This is a genomic window from Halomonas sp. IOP_31, from assembly GCF_021151495.1.
Taxonomy (GTDB): Bacteria; Pseudomonadota; Gammaproteobacteria; order Pseudomonadales; family Halomonadaceae; genus Modicisalibacter; species Modicisalibacter zincidurans.
In genome coordinates, this window is the sequence record NZ_JAIRBP010000035.1 from 1 (window position 1) to 18,644 (window position 18,644).

The window sequence follows — 18,644 nt, forward strand, 5'->3', positions numbered from 1 at the left end:
CGCGTCCGACCTCCTGACGCCGGGAGATGGAGTTATCGCTGTGCTTCAGCGTGCAGATGACGAACACGTTGGGATTGTCCCAGCCCTCCCGCAGTGCGGAGTGGGAGAAGATGAAGCGCGTAGGCTCCTCGAAGGAGAGCAGGCGCTCCTTGTCCTTCAGGATCAGGTCGTAGGCATCGACATCGTCCGTCTCGGTGGAACGCGCCTTGGTTCTGGGGTCGACGAGGCGCTTGGACTTCTTGTCGATGGAGAAGTAGCCGTTGTGGGTGCTTGATGCGCTGATGCCCTTCAGGTAGCGATTGTACGCGCTATCCTCCAGAGTCAGCACCTGATTGAGCTGGCGGTTGTACTCCTCCTCGAAGATCCGGGCGTACTCACCCAGCACTTCACCGCCCTCATCGTACTGGCGGTACTTGGCCACCTCATCGATGAAGAACAGCGTGAGCACCTTGACCCCCTGGGAGAACAGCAACTGCTCCTTCTTGAAGTGCGCCTTGACCGCCTCGCGGATCTGGATCTGGCGCAGCGCCTTCTCGGTGACGTCGACGGTCACCTCTCCGGCGGTGAGCTCGACGCCGTTGGTGAAGCTGAGCTGGTCTACGCGAGCGTCAATATCCGAGACGACGAACCCCTTGTACTGATCCAGCCCACCCGATAGCTCATGTAAGTTGTCGCCCTTGCCCAGCTTGCGGCGTTTGCGCTTCACGCCGCTGGCCGACTTTTCCTCGTACTCGACCCATGCGACAGGGGGCTTGTTCTTGGCCGTCTCGATGTTCTCCAGATAGAGGTAGGCATCGGTGCCAGTGAGGCCCTTGGTGGTGACGCCATGCACCGAAATCTTCTTCACCAGCTTCTGGTTGTAGGCGTCCAGGGCGTCCAGGCGGTGGATCTTGTTGTAGGTCGTTTTATGGGTGGCCGAGTAGCGCACGATGAACAGGGGGCTGAACTCGCTCAGTGAGCCGAGCGTCTTGCCCCCTTCCATCTTCTGCGGCTCATCCAGGAACAGGATCGGCCGGTTGGCCTTGATGACATCAATGGGGCGCCGCGACTGAAAATCGTCCAGTTCATCGTAGATGCGGCGGTTATCGGCGCCACGGGAGTTGAAGGCCTGCACGTTGATGACCATCACGCTGATGCCGGCATCCGAGGAGAAGCTTTCCAGGTTGTGCAGCTGCTTCGAGTTGTATATGAAGAAGCGCGCCTTCTCCCCGTAGCTTTCCAGGAAGTGGTCGGCGGTGATCTGCAGCGACTTGTAGACCCCTTCTCGTATGGCGATGCTGGGCACCACCACGATGAACTTGCTCCACCCGTAGCGCTGCTTCAGCTCGAACATGCTCTTCAGGTAGACGTAGGTCTTGCCGGTGCCGGTCTCCATCTCCACGTCCAGGTTGTAGGGGCAGCCGGTCTTGTCGTCCTTCTTCAGGCCGTCGGAGAGCGGCAGGTTCTGGCGGCGCTGCACGGTCCGGATGTTGTTCAGCAGCTCAAGCTCCGTCAGCTCCAGCGCGGCGTTCTTGAAACCGGCATCGTCGGGGTCTGGCAAGGCGTACATGTCACGCTGCATCGGCTGCGCCAGGGGGGCGGTCTCGCCCGGATCGATGCGATAGTGGATACCGCTGCTGAAGGGCTGGCCAGTAAAGCAATCCGCCAGCGCCTCGACGGCCCTTGTCTGGTATTGCTGAGTCTTGAACTTGAGCTTCATGACGTTTCACCCTCCCCGCCTTGCTCCGTATCACCATCCTTGAGAATGCGGTCAAAATCGCTCTCGAATAGACGATCCTGCAAGATGCGAAACTTTTCGAATTCGCTTTCCGCAAACGCCTTGGCGAGCTTGGCGGTTACCTTCCCGCTATCCTGCAACACCTCACGATCATCGAATTCCAGGAACATATCCAAACGCTTCGCCCAATCCTCCATCGTCATGGGGATGTTGCGGCGAGCGCGCTCCTCGGCAAGATCCAGGTAGGCATTGACGATTCGCCCCAGCGACTCCAACTCCTGCTGCGTCAGGTAGTTCTTGGCAATCGCCACATCCGTCTTGACCACCTTGCCAGCCGGCGCGTTACCCCATGAGGTAAGGCCCATGTGCGGCTTGTCGCTATCTGCCCTGGCCTGGATTAGCTCGGCAGCGGTATGGCCGTGGATGGCAAAATGGAGCTTGTTCTGAACCTTGGCAAAAAAGGCCTTGGTCGTAGGCGCTGCGGGGTTGTAATCCACACTGGTGGTGTAGATATCGGTGATCTTCTGATAAAAGCGCCGTTCACTGAGCCGAATCTCTCGAATCTCGGCCAGCAGATGCTCGAAGTAGTCTTCCCCCAGGAAGCTGCCGTTTTCCATCCGCTGCTTGTCAATGACATAGCCCCTGACAGCAAACTGCTTGAGCACCTGGGTTGCCCACTGCCGGAACTGTGTGGCGCGGATCGAGTTGACCCGGTAACCGACCGAAATAATGGCATCCAGATTGTAGTGCTCCAGCGTGCGAGTGACCTCACGCGGCCCTTCCTGCTGAACCGTTCGGAATTTCCTAACGGTTGCCTCCTGGGTGAGCTCCTCCTCACGATAAATATTCTTGAGGTGCTCATTGATCGTCGGCTTGGTGACCCCGAAAAGCTCGGCGATGAGTTTCTGCGAGAGCCAGATAGTGCCATTCTCGTAGCGGGCCTCTATGCTTTGCTCCCCACTCTGCCCGGTGAAGATGAGGAACTCCGCTGTGCTGTTGCGAATCAACCGGCCACCTTGTGGATGCTTATCCTGGGTCATAGCACCTTCACCTCAGTATTGGGCGACTTCTGGGCGAAGATCTGCTCGACGTTGATCTTGACGCTGTCGCTGGTAAAGCCGGCATCGCGGAACACTACGCGTAGCGGCTCGTATTCGGCGAGCTGCTTGACGAATGCCTCGTCGATATCGAGGTCGAAGCAGGCAGACAGGGCCATATGCTTCTCGGCTCCGTCGACGAAGAAGACGGTTTTTCCATCAATGTCCTGACGAGAGATGGGGAGTGACAAATCCACCCCCCAGTCCAGCAAGACCTGGAAGAGCAGGTCTTCTGAACTCCGGCCCTCGCGGATATTGTCGATATTTTCAGATAGCAGGTCCTGGCTGAGGGCATCCGGCGAATAGTGAGTTTCTCGCATGTTTGACGAGTCAACTTTCACGACGCGAAAGCCAAGGTCGAGAGAACTAGCCCTTTGGTCATCGGCTTCTGATAAAACCTCTTTGGCGTAGTTCTTAATACGCTTAGCCCCCATCTCAAAGATTGAGCCAAGCTCGGGCTCAGGCTTGGGCAGCGGTTCGGGAATCTGCACCCCAATAAAGCGGCGGTTTCCGCCGTCTTCAAAGTTCTGCTTTAACACAGCATGGGCTGTTGACGCACTTCCGCTAAAGAAATCAAGCACAATATCGTTGCCATCTGACGATGTGGATAGCTGCAAGATCCTCTGTATCAGCTCAACGGGTTTGACTGAGTTGAGGACATTTTCCGTCTCTTGGAAATCAACATACTTCAAGAGCGTCTTTTTCGCATCCTGAGTGTGGCCAACTTCTTTATACGACCAAATGGTCTGTGGAGTCCTGCCCTCAGAGACCTCAGACAAAAATTTCTTAATAGCAGGGGCATTATTCCCATCGCTTCCCCACCATATTCTCCCATTTTCATCTAATGCCTTAAACCTTTTCTCATCAACCCCCCAATACCGGCCTTTCGGAGGTCCCGGAATAACCCTGCCAGCAGGGGTAGTCACCGGATAAATTCCCGCGTCATAACGGTTTCTTGCGGACATATCCGCAGCTTTCCATGGGCCGCGGGGGTCGTTATCTGGGTTTTTGTAGCGTGCTTCCATCTCTGCCGTTCTCGGCAGCTTATTTGGCCTCCATGAGACTCTATCCTTGGCATAAACCAGAATATAGTCGTGGTCTTCTGAGAACCAGTAAGCAGAGTTCTTTGGAGCGTAAACCTTTTGCCAGATGATTTGTGCGATAAAATTCTCACCACCAAAAATTTCATCACACAGCTTTCTAAGGTTATCAACCTCATGATCATCAATGGAAATGAAGACCACGCCGTTATCGCATAAAAGGTTCTTTGCCAGCCGCAGCCGGGGGTACATCATAGATAGCCAGTCCGAATGGAAGCGTCCATTGGATTCGGTATTGGCAATTAACCGGCCACCTTTTTCATCACGCTGCCCCGACGAATCAAGGTAGTCATCAAAGGACTCACGATAGTCATCGTCGTAGATGAATTCACGCCCTGTATTGTAGGGCGGATCGATATAAATCAGCTTGACTCTACCCAGATAAGTCTCCTGAAGAAGCTTCAGGGCCTCAAGGTTATCCCCCTCGATGAAAAGGTTCTTGGTGGAGTCAAAGCTCACACTCTCTTCCCGACAGGGGCGCAGTGTCTTGGTAATCGGCGCATTAGCCGCCAGCAGGGCTTCCCGCTTGCCGGGCCAGTTGAGGTGGTAACGCTCCTTTGGCCCGTCGACGATATGATCGGAGAGCTCCTGGCGCAACTGGTCGAAGTCGATGGCCTGTTTCATCCGCCCCTGCTCATCCCGCGCTTCGGTGACGCAGCCGGGGAACAGCTCGGCCAGCTTGGCGATACTGTCCTCGGACAGGTTGGGCGAGTGCATCTTCAGCTTGTCCATGGTGTTGCGTGTCTCCGGACCTCTGCGGTCGTGATCAGGTGTCATAGTCGGCAATTTTCTCACGAATCGAGCGCAGCTCGGCGTTGATCTCGACCTTGCGGTTGAACTGTTTCTCGTTGCGAAGGCGCTTCTCGAGGGTGGCTGCGTCCTTCTTGAGGGCTTCCAGGGCCCTCAAGCGCTCCAGCTGATCCGGCAGGGCTTCGCCCTGACGCGGCGGCGCGGAGAGCAAGCTGCGCAGCAGCTGCTGGTAGAGCTTCTTCAGGTCGATGGCCGTGGGCAGCGGCTGCCGGGGCGTCTGAGCTGGGAGCCAGTCACTGCTTGCGTAGTGGTCATCAAGCACCCATTTGCTGGGGTCGGCCTGGCTGGGTCGCTTGTAGGCGGCGGTGACTCGGATGCCTCGGTCACCATGTAGCTCGAACAGGATCGGAAAGGGAATGGCGCGGTCGATGGCCCGCAGCACGTCTCGATGCAGGTCCTCGCCTTTGAGCGTGATCACGAAGACCTGCAGCTCCGGCACATCGTTGGTGCCTGACAGGTTAATAGTGTTATGGGCCAGCTTGGCATGCCAGGTGATCTGGGCGACGTCGTCCCGCAAGCGCTCCCTAAGCTTGGTGGTGGCCCGCACATGCGCCAGAATGCGCTGCTTGGCCACCACGCGGCCGAGCACGGTCTTGACCGGGTACTGATAAAGCGGTGCCGTCATGAGTTTCTCTTACTTTCCCTGCCGGCCGCATGACGCTCCGTGCCCATGTCTGTGGATGAGCCCGCCTCACGAATGACGACAAAGGTAATCAGCTCGAAGTCGTCGAGCCCTCCAATGGTATCGACCAGTGCCGTGGTCTCGCCACCGCTAAACAGGCTATCGATGTCCCTATCCTCCTTTACTTCGATCATCGAGCGGATAGCCTGATCCAGTAGCGCCGAATAAACGTACATTTCCCTACCGTCTTGGGTTTCCTCGTTGAAGGGGCGATAGACGGCTTCAACGGGATCGTTCAGCCCCTTGCAGGCGGTGCGTGCCAGGTCGAGCAGGCGCTTAACCTCGGTGTAGTCGCTGATCACCTCGCCGGTGTGGCTGATGTAGACCAGGTAGAAGGGATGCAAGCGATTCTGCTGCTGCAGCGTACTGCCTTGATGGCCTACCCGCTGATTGAGGTTACGCAACGTGAAGATGACCCCAGGCTGCAGGCCTTTCTCTGGGCGAGCCGGCACGACGGTATGCAGCCCGTTGGGAATACGACTCAGGTCACCGTTTTCCTTCATGTAGCCCAGCAGGTCCATACGGAATTCATTCAGGCCTAGGTCGGTGATCGACACGCCGGACTTGAGGTCCTCCATCTCCACCACTTCATCCTGCAGGCGACGCAGCTGCTCGCGACGGTAGGCGACGTCGTTGGATTGGGCGTTGAGCACGTTGTCGTCCCCGGTGGCGGTGACGTCGGCGATCACCATGCGGTTCTCGACGCGCTCCTTGAGGTTGATGTACTCGTCCAGGCTGATGTCCGGCCAGTAGTTGACCAGCTGGATGCTGGCGTTGGGCGAGCCGATGCGGTCGATGCGTCCGAAGCGCTGGATGATGCGCACCGGGTTCCAGTGGATGTCGTAGTTGATCAGAGTGTCGCAGTCCTGCAGGTTCTGGCCTTCCGAGATGCAGTCGGTCCCGATCAGGATGTCCAGCTCGCGGGGTTCATTGGGGTACACCACGGCCTTGCTCTTGGCCTGCGGGGCGAACAGCGTCAGCAGGCCCTGGAAGTCGTAGTGCTGGCGACTATTGGGCATGGCCCCAATCGTCGATTTCGGGGCGTCGCTGCCGGTAACCAGGCCGGTGTGCACACCCTGGCTCTCCAGCAATACAGGCGCCAGATTGTCGTAGAGGTACTTGGCGGTATCCGCGAAGGCGGTGAAGATCAGCACCTTGCGGTTGCCCGGATTAATCGGCGAGGCCAGCTTGCTGGCGATCTGGGTCTTGAGGTGCTGCAGCTTGGCATCGTCGGCCGGGGTGACCTTGGCCATTTCCTCCAGCAGCAGCTCGACCCACACCAGGTCGGTGCTCAGGTCATGCTCCCAGGACGGCAGATCCATGTCCTCCAGGCTGATCTGGACCTTCTTGCCCACCGTGGTATCGCCCGGCATGGGGATGCTGTCGTCATCGGGGTCGGCGTCTTCGAAGGACGCGGTGATGTCCGCGAAGCTCTCCGAACGGCCGGTCTGTTTGAAGGCCGCAATCTTATCCAGAATGATCTGGTAGCTATTCTGCAACCCCTCCAGGGTCAGGCGAAACGCCGCCACCGAGCTCTCCAGGCGCTTGAGCAGGTTGGTCGTCATCAGGGCCTGCAGGCTCTTCTCTCGGTCCACCTGCTTGAAGCTACCGCCTCCACTGGACACTTCGGTGTCGTACATCTCCTCGTACTTCTTGAGGCGGCTGGGCAAGATGTAGCTGATCGGGGCGTAGACGGAGAGCTTGAGCTGGGAGAGCTGCTGGAAGATCTCGTTGAAGCCGATCACGCCGGGTCGGTGAGTGAGCGGGCAGTGAAACGAGAGCGGCCTGCGGCGCTCCGGGAAGCTGCCGATATCGCTGGTGTCGTAGAAGGTTTCGATATGCCGGCGTGAGCGGGCGATGGTGACGCTGTCCAACAGCTCGAAGAAGTCGAAATCCAGCGCCTGCAGGATGGCGCCCGTGGTGCGCTTCCCCGGCGGGAGCGCCGACCACTCGTTGAAGGTGGCCTGAGCGCGGCGGAAGATGCCCTCGATATCCTTGGCACCGCTCAGGTGGCGAGTCAGGTTCTCGGCCTCGCCTTCATAGGCCAAGGCCAGCTGGTTCTTCAGATCAGTGAAGCGGTTGTTGACCGGAGTGGCCGAGAGCATAAGCACCTTGGTCTTCACCCCGGCACGGATGACCTGATTCATCAGTTTCTGGTAGCGCGTCTCGCGATCCTTGTAGACGTCGTTGTTGCGAAAGTTGTGCGACTCGTCGATCACCACCAGATCGTAGTTGCCCCAGTTGACGCGATCCAGCGGCATGCCGAAGGATTCCCCGCGGGTGCGCTGCAGGTCGGTATGACAGAGCACATCGTAATTCAGGCGGTCCTGGGCCAGCACGTTGGTGGTCAGGTTGCGGTTGTAGGTCAGCCAGTTGTCGGCGAGCTTCTTGGGGCACAGCACCAACACGGAGCGGTTGCGCAGCTCGTAGTACTTGATGACCGCCAAGGCGGTGAAGGTCTTCCCGAGCCCCACGCTGTCGGCCAGGATGCAGCCGTTGTAGGTCTCCAGCTTGTTGATAACACCAGTGGCCGCGTCGCGCTGGAAGTTGAACAGCTTCTGCCAGATGACGCTGTCCTGGTAGCCGGTGCGGTCGTTGGGCAGCACGTCCTCGCTTAAGTCTTCCAGGAACTCATGGAAGATGTGGTAGAGCATCAGGAAGTAGATCCGCTCCGGTGGGTTTTCCCGGTAGACCGAAGCGATATGCTCGCGCAGCCGTTCGGTGACGTCCCCGAGCTTCTCCTCGTCCTGCCACAGCTGATCGAAGAGAGCCATGAACTGAGACGTGTGGGCTGGCTCGCTGAAGCGAGTGACGAAGTTGGAGACCGCGTTGCCCTGCTGGTAACCCAGATCCATCGCCGTGAAGCCCTGCAGCGGCATATAGACCGTATCGCCGCCTGGGGCCGCGACGCCGGCAAAGGGCTGCATGGCGGCCTGGCCCCGGTTGGAGCGGAAGCGGGCCTTGCGACGCATCCAATCGGCGCATTCGCGGGCGATGGCCCGCTGGGTCAGCTTGTTCTTGAGCTGAATCTCGAATTCGCTGCCGTGGACACTGCGCTCACGCTCCGCCTTGGGGATGTGGAACTCGCGGTGCTCCTTGCGAAACTTGTCGCTCGCCTGGTCCGGCACGAAGGTGGGTGAGGTAAAGATGAACTCGACAGAGTCCAGGGCCTCCAGCTCCTGCTTGAGGGCTTCGTAGGCATAAATCGAGAAGCAGGAGGCAGCGATCTTGAGCCGGGCACCAGGCCGCAGGGTATCCTTCAGGTCGTCGCCGAGCAGCCGACTGACGTTGTCGATGATTTCCATGGTGCAGCTCCCCTGCGGTTCCCTGGCCGCCTGTGGGCGGTCTCGTCATTGTGGTTGAGCACAAGACTCAAGCTTATATCAAGGGCTTAGCATCATGAAACGCAGCGGTTCATTTCTTCTCGCCCGATGCGGATATCCTGAAACCAGCTTAAATGGCTCGAGCATATAACTGCACATAACTTATAAAAAGTTAAGTTTATATTCTTTCATACTTTGCTTCTGGCACGATGAGCCAGAATACTCGACGATGGGAGCTATTTCAGGCCACGCTGGCCCGGGCGATGAGCAAGGATTGGAGCGCGCATGAACGAAGATCAGCAGCCTACCAGCGAGAGTGAAGCGGACGGTCGCAATCCCACTACGGTCGTGGGGATCGGCGCCTCGGCCGGCGGTCTCGCGGCGCTCAAGCGGTTCTTCTCGAACGTCACCGAGCAATCGGGACTGGCCTATGTCGTCGTCATGCATCTGTCTCCCGAGCACAAGAGCCATCTGGCCGATCTGCTGCAACCGCACTCGAAGCTGCCCGTTCAGCAGGTCACGGAGACCGTGCCCCTGCTGGCGGATCACGTCTACGTGATCCCGCCGGGGCGCAACCTCAATACCGTCGACACCCACCTGCGGCTCTCGCAACTCGAGGACAAGCGCCGCGAGCGAGCGCCCATCGATCACTTCTTCCGCACGCTCGCCAATACCTTCGATGGCGATTCCGTGGGGGTGATTCTCACCGGCACGGGCTCGGACGGCACGCTGGGCATCAAGGAGATCAAGGCGCACGGCGGCCTGACAGTGGTTCAGGACCCCCGCGAGGCGGAGTTCGACGGCATGCCGCAGAGCGCGCTCTCCACCCGGCTCGTCGATCGGGTCCTGCCCTTGGACCAGATCACCGGGGAGATCATCCGTTATGCCACGACCCGCCCCAAGGTCGTGGTGCCCGCCGAGGGCGTCGACCTGGACGAGGCCCAGCGCGCCATCCAGCAGAAGATTTTCGCCCAGGTCCGCGCACGCTGCGGGCGTGACTTCACTCGCTACAAGCGCTCCACGGTGATGCGCCGTATCCAGCGGCGCATGCAGCTTCACCACATCGAGGATCTCGGCCAATACCTCGACATGCTGCGCGAACAGCCCGAGGAAACCCGCGCACTGGCCGACGAATTCCTGATCACCGTGACCAACTTCTTTCGCGATCGAGAGGTCTTCGAAGCGCTGGAGAAGGATGTCATTCCGCAGCTGTTCGCCGACAAGGGCCACGAGGATCAGATCCGCATCTGGTCGGTGGGGTGCGCGACCGGCGAGGAGGCCTATTCACTGGCCATGCTGTTGCTGGAGGCGGCATCGCGCCACGCAAGCCCGCCACAGCTGCAGGTCTTTGCCTCCGACCTGCACGATCATTCTTTGAAGACCGCGCGCGATGGGTTGTATTCGGGAGATATCGAGATCGATGTCTCCGCCGAACGCATTCGCCGCTTTTTCGTCAAGGAGAACGGTGGATTCCGGATTCGTCGGGAGGTGCGCGAGCTGGTGGTCTTCGCCCCGCACAACCTGCTCGGCGACCCGCCGTTTTCCAGACTCGACCTGATCGCCTGCCGCAATGTGCTGATCTACCTGCAGCGTGACGTTCAGCAGGATGTGATCGAGGTCTTTCACTATGCGTTGAACCCCGACAGCTACCTCGTGCTGGGCACCTCGGAGACCGCCGATCGCTCCGACCTGTTTCACGTCGAGAACAAGCAGTTGTGCTTGTACCGCAAGCGCAACGTACCCACCCATGGCCTTCACCTGCCGGTGTTTCCGCTGGCCCAGAGCCGAAGACGGCCCCAGGACGAGGAACCAGCGGAAGCGAATCCACGCGCGCTGCAAACCTACGGTGCGCTGCACCAGAGGATGGTCGAGCGCTATGCGCCGCCGAGCATCCTGATCAATGCCGATCACAAGGTGGTGCATTTCTCCGAGCATGCCGGGCGCTTTCTGGTGCACCCCGGCGGGGAACCGACCTCGAACGTCTTCAAACTGCTGCGCGATGAGCTGCGCCTAGACCTGCGCGCCGCCCTGGTAGCCGCCGACAAGGAGAGCCAGGCGGTTCGCTCGAAGCCGATTGCGGTGCGTCTGGAGGGCGAGCAACGCAACGTCATCATGCACGTGCGCCCCGCCGAGTCACGCGAAGACCAGGGCCTGATTTTGGTGATCTTCGAGGAACGCACGGACAACCATGCGACGCCCGCGCGTACCTTCGACGCCCAGAGCGAAGCCTCCTCGCGGGAACTCGAGGCGGAGCTGGATCTCAACGAGCAGCGTCTGCAAGCGGTGATCGAGGAGTACGAGACCGGCCAGGAGGAGATGAAGGCGGCCAACGAAGAGCTGCAGTCGGCCAACGAGGAACTGCGCTCGACGATGGAAGAGCTCGAGACTTCCAAGGAGGAGCTTCAGTCGATGAACGAGGAGCTCGCCACGGTCAATCAGGAAAACCGCCACAAGGTCGAGGAACTCAGCCAGCTTTCCAGCGACCTGCAGAACCTGCTGACGGCCACCGACATCGCCACGATCTTTCTCGACCGCGAGCTGCGCATCCTGCGTTTCACGCCCCAGGTCGGCGCGCTGTTCAACATTCGCACGGCCGATCGTGGCCGGCCGCTGTCGGATCTGACCCATCGCCTGGGCTACGACCGGCTGACCGACGACGCCCAGACGGTACTCGATCGGCTCTCACCGGTCGAGCAGGAGGTACGGGACCAGGAGGGCCGCTGGTACCTGACTCGCGCGCGGCCCTACCGCAACGTCGACGACCGCATCGATGGGGTGGTGATCACCTTCATCGACATCACCGATCGCAAGCGCTTCGAGGAGGATCTGCGCGCCAGCGAAGAGCGCTTTCGCGTGCTCGTCGACATCTCGGCACAGATCATCTGGACCACCGATGCCGAGGGCGCCGCGGTCGAGGACTCGCCCTCCTGGCGAAGCTACACGGGCCAGACCTACGAGCAGTTGAAAGGCTGGGGCTGGGCCCAGGCCATCGAACCCGGCGACCGCGATCAGGCGCTGACGACATGGCGGCAATCCGTCGAGACGGGCGCACCGCTGCATAACGAACTGCGGCTCTATCATGCCCCCCAGCCGGGAGTATCGCTGGATCGAGGTCAGGGCAGGCGCTCTGCGCGCAGCCGACGGGACGATTCGCGGCTGGGTCGGCATGATGAGCGATACCAACGAGCAGAAGCTCGCCGAGCAAGCGCTCAAGGATATCAACGAGACCCTCGAGGCACGCGTTCAGGAACGCACACAGCAGGTGCGCGACCTGGCATCGAGACTGACCATGGCCGAGCAGGAAGAGCGTCGGCGGATTTCCCAGGTGCTTCATGACGACCTGCAGCAGCTGCTCTATGGCCTGCAGATGCGCATGCGCATGGCTCAGGACAAGCTCAAGACGCAGGACAATGGGGACTTGCAAGAACTCCTTGCCGGCACGCAGGCGTGGGTGGTCCAGGCCATCGAAACGACCCGCCAGGTGACTGTGGATCTCAGCCCGCCCATTCTCAAGAAGGAAGGCCTCGTCGACGCCCTGGGGTGGCTGAAACGACAGATGAAGCAACTGCACGGCCTCGACGTGGAGGTGTCTGCGCTTCAGCCACCGAACATCCTCGACGAAGACATGCGCGTGCTGCTTTTCCAGGTTGTCAGGGAACTGCTCTTCAATGTGAAGAAGCACGCCAACGTGGACCAGGCGCGGGTCGAACTCGACCAGACGAACGCGCAGGTAGTGATTCGCGTCAGCGACTCGGGAGACGGCTTCGATCTCGCGGTCATGGAGGCGCAGCAGGACGAGCATCCCGGGTTCGGGCTGTTCAGCATCCGCGAGCGGCTACGCCTGCTCGGCGGTCACATGGAGATCGATGCGGCACCCGGCACGGGTACTTCTATACTGGTGACAGTACCGCTGAAGCGTGAAGCGGAAAAGGAGACTTCGCAGGCGGCCTCTCAATAGCCTTGCGAGAAATAGCCTTGCGAGATATTTCGGTAATGTCGCCATGGATTTCAAGGGATTGAACGATGGGTAAAGAGAACGCGGCACGCATCTTCGTCGTCGAAGATCATGTGCTCATGCAGAAAATGCTCAATGAGTTCATTTCGCAGGAAGCGGACCTGGAGGTCTGCGCCACTGCCGACTCCGGCGAGGCGGCCCTGGAGAATCTCGCCCAGGCCTCGCCGGATCTCATGCTGATCGACCTGTCGTTGCCCGGGGTCAGCGGGCTCGACCTCATCAGTTCGGTGAAGGCTCTCTATCCCCAACTGCCCTGCGCCATCCTGTCCGGCCATGGCGAGCGGCACTATGCCGAGCAGGCCATGGCCTCCGGCGCCCAAGGCTATGTCTTGAAGGGCGACCCCGGCGAGCTGCCTGGCGCCATTCGCCAGATGATGCAGGGCGAGCGCTATATCAGCAAAGCCCTGCAGTATTGAGCCGTTGAGTCGTCTCGGCGGTGACTCGAGAGAGGGTCTCGAGAGGGTCTCGAGAGAGTCCCGAGAGAGTCCCGAGAAAAAACTGCCGACAGCAGGCTGCCGGCAGTGCACGGACTTGCTTCGAGCTTCACCAAGCCTGTTGGCAAGATCAAGAGTCGCGAATTTGTTGCGACTTAAGAGTTGCGACCGCCACCATTGCTGTTCTTGCCGCCCTTGTGGCCAGCTTCAGAGGCTTTTTCCGGATCGTTGGCAACATTGCCATCGGCGGGAGGGATTTAGCACTCCGCTTTAACCTTGAACATCAGCAATCAGCTTCACCGAGCTGAAATGAGCGGTTGATCCGGGTCAGGCTCGCCGCTTTCAGGTACCGGTTACCACGATCCGGTTACGCCCCTGCTCCTTGGCGAGATAACTCGCCTGGTCGGCGCGGCGCATCGGGTGGTCGCTGTCGCTATCTGTACCATGCAGGTCGGTCACGCCCAGGCTGAGCGTCACGCTGTAGCGCTTGCCCGCATGCTCGACGCTCAGGGCCTCCACCGCCCGGCGCAGCGCTTCGGCCGTCTGGCGCGCCTGCTCCAGGCCGCAGCCCGGCATCAACACCGCGAACTCATCGCCGCCATAGCGGGCCAGGAAATCGCTCTTGCGCACCTTGGTGCCGATGACGTCGGCGATCATCTTGAGCATCTCGTCGCCCAGGGCGTGGCCGCCCTCGTCGTTGATCGGCTTGAAATGGTCCAGATCGAACAGGATCAGCGCCGCGACGACGCGCCCCTTGAGCCAATCGGCCAGCGCCTCGTCGAGCCGGCGTTCGAAGCCGCGCCGGTTGAGCAGCCCGGTGAGCGGGTCGTGCTCGGCTTCCCAGCGTTGCAGCGCGGCGACCTGCTGGTGCTCGGTGATGTCCTTGAGGGTGCCGACGAAGCCCAGCGGCGCCCCGGATTCCATGCGCACCAGCGTGGCGTGGGATTCGACCCAGATCACCTCGCCGTTGGCCTTGAGGTAGCGATACTGGCGCTGAAAGTCGCGCCCCGAGCTCAAGCTCGAGCGCCACAGATCGGCGACATCGTCGCGGTCGTCGGGGTGGGCGCGCTCGGCATGCCCACGCGAGCGGAACTGCTCCAGACTGTACCCGGTCATTTCCACCATCGCCGGATTGACGTAGCGAACCTCGCCATCGAGGCCGTAGACGAACATGCCCACCGGCGACGACGCCAGCACGGCGTCGAGGAAGGCCTGGCGATCGTGCAGCCGGCTCTCAGCGTCGCGGCGACTTTGCGCCACGCGATTGAAGGTATCGGCAACCCGCTGAATCTCGAGTGCGCGGGTATCGACGGCGACGAAGTCCCGATGTCCCTGGCCGACGGCCTCGATCTGGCGCTCCAGGCTTTGCAGCGGCCTCAAGGCCTGATTGAGCAGCCACCACAGCAATGCCAGCATGACCAGTACCGTGACGCCGCCGACCAGCCACAGGTGCCGCACGAACCACTCCAGGGGCGCATAGGCCTGGTCACGCGGCAAGTAGACGCCGACCACCCAGTTGGCCAGCCACACCTGTTCGTAGGCCTGCAAGGCGATGTCGCCGTTGGCGGTAGGCCCCAGCGCGGTGCCCTCCCAGCCGGACAGCGCCAGGTCGAGCCACGGGTTCTGCTCGGCCGAGGGGGCCGACTCGAGAATCCAGCTGTTGTTGGGATGGACCAGCACCCGCCCCGACGACGTGAGGATGCTGGCATAGCCTTCGCTGCCGATACGAATCCGCCGCAAGCGATCGAACAGCCTCCCTTCAAGCACATTGATGGCGCCGCCGAGCATGCCCAGAAACTCGCCATCCGGCCCCGTGAGCGGTACGCCCAGCATGACCATGGGCGCCTGACTGTAACGACCGATGAACGGCTCGCTGATGTAGGGCCGCCCCACCGAGCGCAGAAATCGAAAATACATGCGATCCGCGACGTTGGCACTCATTGGGGCTTTCGGCTCGGGCCACCGAGATACTACCTGCCCGCCATCGTCCGCCACTATCAACGAATCGAACAGTTCGAGCAGGGCGTCGTTCTGGGCCAGCTTGGCGCGTACGTAGGTCGCGTTGTCGATCATGGCCGTATCGAATGTACCGCCCAGCCGTTGCAGCGAATCGAGCCGTAGCGATAGCTCCTGATTGACCTGCTCGGCGATGAGCGTCGCTTCGTACTTCAGGTGATTGTCGTTGACTTCACGAATCTGGCGCTGGCCGGTAAACCAGGTCGACACCAGCAAGGCAAACACGATTGCAATCCAGCCCAGCGCCAATCCGAGCAGCAATCGCTTGTGCATCGACTTGATCCCTGCGCCGAACAGTTGCAGCACGCGCTTCACCGGTTCACGTTTCCAGCTTTTCAAGCTCGGCCCTCGTCCAGGAATCAACTCATGTACTGCAGAGTGCCAGACTTGGCTATCGCAGGCATAGCTAACGCGATTTATCGGCTTACCTCATGCGTGCCGCGATCAAGGCGTCGAACCGGCTTGAGCCCGGCGGCTTTGGCTCGCCACGGCCCGGCAACGCGACAGCACTGAGCGGCGACTCCTCGCGGTCGCCGTCTTTGCATCGAGCCTGTATCAGCCGAGCGGCGTTCGAGCGCGGGCCTCACGCCTGCGCTTGATCTCGTAGATCACCGCCAGCGCCACGGTAATCACGATCAGGATCAAGCCCAGCGCGTTGACCGCCGGGGTCAGACCGGTACGCACCTTGGAGGCAATATACACGGTCAGGGTGGTGTCGTAACCGACCACGAACAGCGAGGTGTTGTAGTTCTCGAAGGATTGCAGGAAGGCGATCACCGCCGCCGACAGGATTGCCGGCCGGAGAAACGGCAACAGTACCCGACGAAACGCCTGCCAGGGCGAAGCGCCCAGGTCCAGGGCGGCACGCTCCAGGGTTCGGTCGAAGCGCTGCAGGCGGGCCATGATCATCAGCATCACATAGGCCGAGATGAAGGTGGTCTGACCCAGCACCGTGAGCAGCGTCCCGCCGGCAACGTCGAACTGGCGCCAGAAGATCAGCGTCGAGATGCCGATGATCACCCCAGGCGTGAGCAGCGGCGACAGGATCAGGCCATAGACGAACGGCTTGCCACGGCTTTCCACGGTGGTCAGGAACAACGCGCAGGCCACACCGATCGGCACCGCCAGGCACAGCACGCCGGCGGCCACCAGCAGGCTGTTGCCCAGTGCCGCCCACATGCGCTCGTCGGCGGCCAGTTCGGCGAACCACTTGAGCGTCGCCCCTCGCCAGGGCGTGATGGTCGGGAAGCGGCTGTCGTTGAAGGTCGCCGTGCCCATGATCACCAGCGGCAGGAACAGGTAGATGAAGAACACGCCGATATACAGGCGCAGCCCCCAGTTCAGAAAACGTTGCGCACTCATCCCACGACTCTCTTATTTCGCAATGTCCGCCAGCCCCACCTTGAACAGACGCATCACCAGCGACATGAAGCCGATGCACAGCACCAGCAGCAGGAAGGCATAGGCCGCGCCCTGGTTCCAGTCGCCGCCTTCGAAGAACCAGTTGTAGATGATCTGCGTGAACCAGCGGCTGCCCGGCGAGCCCAACAGCGCCGGCACCGCGTAGCTGCCCGCGGCCAGCATGAAGGTCATGATGCAGCCGGTGGCGATGCCCGGCTTGGCATGCGGGATGACGATCCGCCAATGAGTTCGAACGGTACCGGCGCCCAGGTCGTGGGCGGCACGCACCTGGTTGCCGTCGAGGCTCTCGATGGCGTTGTACAGCGGGAAGATCATGAACAGGATATAGGCGTAGACCATGCCCACCAGCACGCCGGCATCGCCGTTGAGAAAGCGCACCGGCCGCTCGATCAGCCCCAGCGTCAACAGCACCTCGTTGAGCGGGCCGCGAAACGCCAGGATGATGAACCACGAGAACGTGCGCAGGATCTCGTTGATCCAGAACGGGATGATCAGCAGCAGCAGACACAGCGCCGCCTGCCCCGGGGTGGCGATCTTGGCCAGGTAATAGGCGACCGGGTAGCTGACCAGCAGCGTCAGCACCGTCACCAGTACGCTCGACCACAGCGTCTTGAAGAAGATCGCCAGGTGGATCCGGTTGTCGAACAGCGTGGCGTAGTTGGTCAGGCTCCAGTGGTCCCGGGGCCCGCCCAGCTCGTCCGGCAACAGGTTGGGGCGCAGCGAATAGTCGATCATCTGCAGTTGCGGCAGCACCACCATGGCGATCAGCCAGATGCACAGCAGGCCGACGATGGCGATGGCCACCGGGCCGCCGAAGCGCGCCTTAAGCTGACGCAGCATGGGCGCTCTCCCATGGCTGCCCGGACATCACCTCGCCGGTCTCGGCGTCGAGTCGCGGCGAATCGTCGTCGGCCAGCACGATCGCCTGCTGCGGATCGTAGCCGAAGCGTCCGCGCGCGCCGGGGGCCAGCGCCTGCCGGGAGCCATCGCCCTGGCCCAGCAGGATGCGCAGCCGTTCGCCGGTCTTGCTGAGTCGCGCCTCGAGCATGCGCCAGGCGCCTTCGAAGTTGACCGACTCCACCTCGGCCTCCAGCGTGGCCGATGCGCCTGCTGTTGCCGGCGCGTCGCGCAGCACGAGCTGCTCGGGGCGCACGTACAGCGCCGCGCGCTGGCCGACGACCAGCGCCGCCTGCCCGGCGCGCCCGGCCAGCCGCCCGAGGCCCGCCACCTCCAGGGTGATCAGCGTCTCGCCGACTTCGACGACGCTTCCCGCCAGGCGGTTGTTCTCGCCTACGAAAGCCGCCACGAAGCCGGTCTCGGGGCGGTGATAGAGCGTCTCGGGGTCGGCTACCTGCTGGATGCGCCCGGCCGACATCACCGCCACCCGGTCCGACATGGCCAACGCTTCGCCCTGGTCGTGGGTGATATAGATGAAGGTGATGCCGGTCTTGCGCTGGATCGCCTTGAGCTCGTTGCGCATGTGCTGGCGCAGTTTCAGGTCGAGCGCCGAGAGCGGTTCGTCGAGCAGCAGCACGCGCGGTTCCACCGCCAGCGCCCGGGCGATCGCCACGCGCTGTTTCTGGCCGCCCGACAACGCCGCGATCGGCTTGTCGCCACTGCCGGTGAGTGCCACGAGTTCGAGCAGTTCGTCCGAGCGTTGTCGCCGCGCCGCGCGCCCGACACCGCGCACCTCGAGCCCGAACTCGATGTTCTGATAGACGCTCATCAGCGGAAACAGCGCCAGGTTCTGAAAGATCATCGCCGTGGGCCGCTGATTGACCGGCACGCCGACCATCGGCTCGCCGCCGATATACACCTGCCCTTCGCTTGGCGACAAGAAGCCGCTGACGATATTCAGCAGGGTCGTCTTGCCGCACCCCGAAGGGCCGAGAAAGCTGAAGAATTCGCCGGACTCGATGGTCAGACGCGTCGGCTCGATGGCCGTGAAATCGCCGAAACGCATGACTATCCGCTCCAGCGTGACGCTACCGTCCATAGACGCTCTTGTTGTCGATTATTGTCGATACC

13 protein-coding genes are annotated in these 18,644 nt (G+C 61.1%); 3 read left to right on the forward strand and 10 right to left on the reverse strand.

Going from position 1 to position 18,644, the window contains the following annotated elements; all coding sequences use genetic code 11:
* From K7I12_RS14770 to K7I12_RS14790, 5 genes are all read right to left on the reverse strand, one after another.
* Window positions 1-1,699, reverse strand: a 1,699-nt coding sequence (locus K7I12_RS14770) for a DEAD/DEAH box helicase family protein (RefSeq protein ID WP_231664562.1), incomplete at its 3' end; no start/stop codon positions are given.
* Window positions 1,696-2,757 (reverse strand): virulence RhuM family protein, encoded by a 1,062-nt coding sequence (locus K7I12_RS14775; protein ID WP_031384502.1) that lies wholly within the window; start codon window positions 2,755-2,757, stop codon window positions 1,696-1,698. The genes K7I12_RS14770 and K7I12_RS14775, both read right to left, overlap by 4 nt.
* Window positions 2,754-4,646: a site-specific DNA-methyltransferase gene (locus K7I12_RS14780; protein WP_231664563.1), complete on the reverse strand. Its 1,893-nt coding sequence runs from the start codon at window positions 4,644-4,646 to the stop codon at window positions 2,754-2,756. The genes K7I12_RS14775 and K7I12_RS14780 overlap by 4 nt, the downstream gene beginning before the upstream one ends.
* 34 nt (window positions 4,647-4,680) lie before the next feature.
* On the reverse strand, window positions 4,681-5,349 hold the full coding sequence (locus K7I12_RS14785) for a DUF4391 domain-containing protein (RefSeq protein WP_231664564.1): 669 nt from the start codon (window positions 5,347-5,349) through the stop codon (window positions 4,681-4,683).
* On the reverse strand, window positions 5,346-8,711 hold the full coding sequence (locus tag K7I12_RS14790; RefSeq protein ID WP_231664565.1) for a helicase-related protein: 3,366 nt from the start codon (window positions 8,709-8,711) through the stop codon (window positions 5,346-5,348). The genes K7I12_RS14785 and K7I12_RS14790 overlap by 4 nt, the downstream gene beginning before the upstream one ends.
* A gap of 303 nt (window positions 8,712-9,014) precedes the next feature.
* On the opposite strand from K7I12_RS14790, the gene K7I12_RS14795 reads away from it, so the two are divergent.
* The 3 genes from K7I12_RS14795 to K7I12_RS14805 all read left to right on the forward strand — a co-directional run bounded on the left by K7I12_RS14795 (window position 9,015) and on the right by K7I12_RS14805 (window position 13,160).
* Window positions 9,015-12,065, forward strand: coding sequence for a chemotaxis protein CheB (locus K7I12_RS14795; protein WP_231664566.1), 3,051 nt, complete (start codon window positions 9,015-9,017; stop codon window positions 12,063-12,065).
* Complete coding sequence (locus tag K7I12_RS14800; RefSeq protein ID WP_231664567.1) at window positions 12,019-12,687, forward strand: sensor histidine kinase; 669 nt, start codon at window positions 12,019-12,021, stop codon at window positions 12,685-12,687. Before K7I12_RS14795 ends, K7I12_RS14800 begins: the two co-directional genes overlap by 47 nt.
* Window positions 12,688-12,752: 65 nt before the next feature.
* Window positions 12,753-13,160, forward strand: coding sequence for a response regulator (locus tag K7I12_RS14805; protein ID WP_231664568.1), 408 nt, complete (start codon window positions 12,753-12,755; stop codon window positions 13,158-13,160).
* A 173-nt stretch (window positions 13,161-13,333) separates the two neighbouring features.
* Here the strand turns inward: K7I12_RS14805 and K7I12_RS14810 are convergent, their stop codons facing one another.
* The 5 genes from K7I12_RS14810 to K7I12_RS14830 form a co-directional block, all read right to left on the reverse strand.
* Window positions 13,334-13,435, reverse strand: a complete 102-nt coding sequence (locus K7I12_RS14810; RefSeq protein WP_084173706.1) for a KGG domain-containing protein — start codon at window positions 13,433-13,435, stop codon at window positions 13,334-13,336.
* A gap of 85 nt (window positions 13,436-13,520) precedes the next feature.
* Window positions 13,521-15,533 (reverse strand): sensor domain-containing diguanylate cyclase, encoded by a 2,013-nt coding sequence (locus tag K7I12_RS14815; protein ID WP_231664569.1) that lies wholly within the window; start codon window positions 15,531-15,533, stop codon window positions 13,521-13,523.
* A 216-nt stretch (window positions 15,534-15,749) separates the two neighbouring features.
* A complete protein-coding gene (locus K7I12_RS14820) occupies window positions 15,750-16,556 on the reverse strand; it encodes an ABC transporter permease (protein WP_231664570.1) in 807 nt (268 codons plus the stop codon).
* Window positions 16,557-16,568: 12 nt separating this feature from the next.
* Window positions 16,569-17,456 carry an ABC transporter permease gene (locus tag K7I12_RS14825; RefSeq protein WP_231664571.1) on the reverse strand — a complete coding sequence of 296 codons (888 nt, stop codon included), beginning with the start codon at window positions 17,454-17,456 and terminating at the stop codon, window positions 16,569-16,571.
* A complete protein-coding gene (locus K7I12_RS14830) occupies window positions 17,440-18,612 on the reverse strand; it encodes an ABC transporter ATP-binding protein (RefSeq protein ID WP_231664572.1) in 1,173 nt (390 codons plus the stop codon). Before K7I12_RS14830 ends, K7I12_RS14825 begins: the two co-directional genes overlap by 17 nt.
* Window positions 18,613-18,644: the final 32 nt, after the last annotated feature.

What these genes read in the sequence shown, in the direction of transcription:
- K7I12_RS14825 (WP_231664571.1), bottom strand. Translation starts at nt 17,456, where the DNA reads ATGCTGCGTCAGCTTAAGGCGCGCTTCGGCGGCCCGGTGGCCATCGCC.
- K7I12_RS14805 (WP_231664568.1), top strand. Translation starts at nt 12,753, where the DNA reads ATGGGTAAAGAGAACGCGGCACGCATCTTCGTCGTCGAAGATCATGTG.
- K7I12_RS14785 (WP_231664564.1), bottom strand. Translation starts at nt 5,349, where the DNA reads ATGACGGCACCGCTTTATCAGTACCCGGTCAAGACCGTGCTCGGCCGC.
- K7I12_RS14820 (WP_231664570.1), bottom strand. Translation starts at nt 16,556, where the DNA reads ATGAGTGCGCAACGTTTTCTGAACTGGGGGCTGCGCCTGTATATCGGC.
- K7I12_RS14790 (WP_231664565.1), bottom strand. Translation starts at nt 8,711, where the DNA reads ATGGAAATCATCGACAACGTCAGTCGGCTGCTCGGCGACGACCTGAAG.
- K7I12_RS14795 (WP_231664566.1), top strand. Translation starts at nt 9,015, where the DNA reads ATGAACGAAGATCAGCAGCCTACCAGCGAGAGTGAAGCGGACGGTCGC.
- K7I12_RS14780 (WP_231664563.1), bottom strand. Translation starts at nt 4,646, where the DNA reads ATGGACAAGCTGAAGATGCACTCGCCCAACCTGTCCGAGGACAGTATC.
- K7I12_RS14800 (WP_231664567.1), top strand. Translation starts at nt 12,019, where the DNA reads ATGGCCGAGCAGGAAGAGCGTCGGCGGATTTCCCAGGTGCTTCATGAC.
- K7I12_RS14830 (WP_231664572.1), bottom strand. Translation starts at nt 18,612, where the DNA reads ATGGACGGTAGCGTCACGCTGGAGCGGATAGTCATGCGTTTCGGCGAT.
- K7I12_RS14775 (WP_031384502.1), bottom strand. Translation starts at nt 2,757, where the DNA reads ATGACCCAGGATAAGCATCCACAAGGTGGCCGGTTGATTCGCAACAGC.